Annotated in this window: 3 protein-coding genes; 1 reads left to right on the top strand and 2 read right to left on the bottom strand. The window is 58.9% G+C overall.

The genetic code is table 11. The features are described from left to right. Window positions 1-109 precede the first annotated feature (109 nt). Complete coding sequence (locus tag ACR0I0_RS20550) at window positions 110-1,087, top strand: HpcH/HpaI aldolase/citrate lyase family protein (protein WP_171638647.1); 978 nt, start codon at window positions 110-112, stop codon at window positions 1,085-1,087. A gap of 69 nt (window positions 1,088-1,156) precedes the next feature. On the opposite strand, the gene ACR0I0_RS20545 is transcribed toward ACR0I0_RS20550, so the two are convergent. Further along, entirely contained in the window at window positions 1,157-2,158 is a 1,002-nt protein-coding gene (locus tag ACR0I0_RS20545; protein WP_480492673.1) for a helix-turn-helix domain-containing protein, read from the bottom strand. A 104-nt stretch (window positions 2,159-2,262) separates the two neighbouring features. Beyond that, the coding region (locus tag ACR0I0_RS20540; protein WP_480492469.1) for a hypothetical protein at window positions 2,263-2,489 on the bottom strand (227 nt) is incomplete at its 5' end.

The raw sequence follows: 2,489 nt of genomic DNA, 5'->3' as shown, positions 1-2,489 counted from the left end.
TGGCGAAGACGGCAACGGCGCCGTCGAAGCCAAGGTCAAGGCCGAGGTCGCAGACCTCTGCGCCAAATTCCCGATCTATCCGAACCTGTAAGACGAAGGACCCGAACCTATGAGCTTTCATTCCATTGACCAAGCCCCAGCACGCCTGAACCGAAGTGAATTGGCCGTGCCCGGCAGCCAACCCGGAATGTTCGAAAAGGCAGCCAAATCCGATGTAGACGTCATTTTCCTTGATCTGGAAGACGCCGTCGCGCCCGATGAAAAGGAACAGGCCCGCAGGAACATCATTCAGGCGCTGAACGACATCGATTGGGGCAACAAGACCATGTCGGTTCGGATCAACGGTCTGGACACGCATTACATGTACCGCGACGTCGTCGATGTGGTCGAACAGGCGGGTGAACGGCTGGACCTGATCATGATCCCCAAGGTCGGGACAGCCGCAGATGTGTATGCGGTCGACATGCTGGTGACCCAGATCGAAGACGCCAAGGGTTACAAAAAACGGATCGGGTTCGAACACATCATCGAAACCGCGCTTGGCATGCAGAATGTCAGTGAGATTGCGGCAGCATCCAAGCGCAATGAAAGCTTGCACTTCGGTGTGGCCGACTATGCGGCCTCGACCCGTGCGCGAACCACGATCATCGGTGGTGTGAACCCGGACTACTCTGTTTTGACCGATGCGGACCCCGAGGACGGTCGCCAGACCCATTGGGGTGACATGTGGCATTATGCTCTGGCCCGCATGGTGGTTGCGGCGCGCGCCAACGGGCTGCGTCCGATTGATGGGCCTTTTGGCGATTTTCAGGACCCGGACGGTTACAAGGCCGCCGCAAAACGTGCCGCCGTTCTGGGTTGCGAGGGCAAATGGGCCATTCACCCAAGCCAGATCGCGCTGGCGAACGAGGTGATGTCGCCGTCCGACGCCGAGGTCATCAAGGCGCAGCGAATTCTTGTTGCCATGGCCGAGGCCGAGGCAGACGGAAAAGGCGCCGTTTCGCTGGATGGTCGACTGATTGATTACGCCTCCATCCGTCAGGCCGAAGTGCTGGTGGAAAAGGCAAGCCAGATTGCTGCGGCGTGAACCAAACCAGTGTTGCGTGGGCAAACTGCCCACGCGATGTCATCGCCGGTTGCGCAAGCCGTAGAAGTGCTAGGATCCTTCCGGCGCCATCGAACCCGTGAACCGACGGTCCCGGACATCATCCGGGCTGGTTTTGTAGCAGCGTTGAAACGCACGTTTCAATGCGACGGGCGATGAAAAACCGGTGGCTGCCGAGATTTCGATCTGCGACATGTTCGTGAACTGCAACAGGTTCTGCGCCCTTTCCAGACGAAGCTCCTTGTACGTGGAAAGAAGCTTTGCTCCGGTTTTGCTCAGGAACCGTCGTTGCAGCTGCCGCGTCGAGGTTTTGAGCAAACGGGAAAGATCGGAGATCGTCAGAGGATCTTCGATGTTCTCCTGCATCGCATCCAAAGTGCGCACCACCAGAAGATCGCCTTTTGCCTTGTGCACCAACCGGGCGGCCAACCTGCTTTCGTGTTTTTGCGTAGGTTCGGTCAGGCCGATATAGCTGCGCAATGCGTCCGCAATATGCTCTCCGTGATCCAAGGACACGAATTCGGACAACAACCGCAACGCGCTCAGTCTGCTGGTCGCGCTGTGGGGGTGCCCGTCGGCGGCCAGATTGGTTGCCGCACTGCAGCTTTCCAATCCGCTTTCCAGCGCGGCCGCGGCAAAGTTCGGGTGAACCGCGACGATGTTTCGGCCCGCTCTGCCCAGTTGCACCAGCAACAGGACAGCTCCACCGACCAGAACGGTCCTTGAAGACAGGTTGAGAACTTGCGAAATCCAGCTTCTGCGCGAACCGGAGACGTCCCAGTTGTTCTCCAGGTCGCCCCAGAATATCGCCGTCCGACCTGCCCAATAAAGAGGCCCGCCAACCGAGTCATTTCCGGACACCCGGAGATTGACGACGTAAGAGCAGTTTTCGACCAGGCTGTTCAGAGCGTGATAGAACTCGACGACGATCTCGGCCGATGCCAGCGCCCGGGTGTCGCTGAGGATAACATCGATGTGTTTTATTCTTTCGGGCACCTCCGGCCCGGTCTTTGCCAGGTCGGCGCGATCATTTGCGAGGACATAGTGTTTCATTGTTCCTCCATCGAATTGACGAGAGGCAGCGCCTCGCTGGACGCTGCCCTCATTTTCGGATTTCAATCCGCCAGGGCAAACCGCGGATTGCTACGCCCGGTTCCCTATTCCGCGGCGTCTGCGTATGCGTCCATTGGGGGGCATGTGCAGACGAGGTTTCTGTCACCGTATGCGTTGTCGACGCGGTTGACGGGGGACCAGTATTTGTCGACGCCCATGGAACCCGGCGGGAAGCAGGCCTGTTCGCGGGTGTAGGGGCGGTCCCAGTCGCCGACCAGATCGCGCACCGTGTGGGGGGCGTTTTTCAGCGGGTTGTTTTCCGCGTCGATCT

The organism is Ruegeria sp. AG6 (assembly GCF_056541565.1).
Note: the sequence above shows the minus strand (reverse complement) of the source record. Positions and strands in the feature narration are given on the sequence as shown.

Bases quoted from the DNA above. Each gene is read 5' to 3' on its own strand.
- ACR0I0_RS20550 (WP_171638647.1), top strand. From the start codon at position 110: ATGAGCTTTCATTCCATTGACCAAGCCCCAGCACGCCTGAACCGAAGT.
- ACR0I0_RS20545 (WP_480492673.1), bottom strand. From the start codon at position 2,158: ATGAAACACTATGTCCTCGCAAATGATCGCGCCGACCTGGCAAAGACC.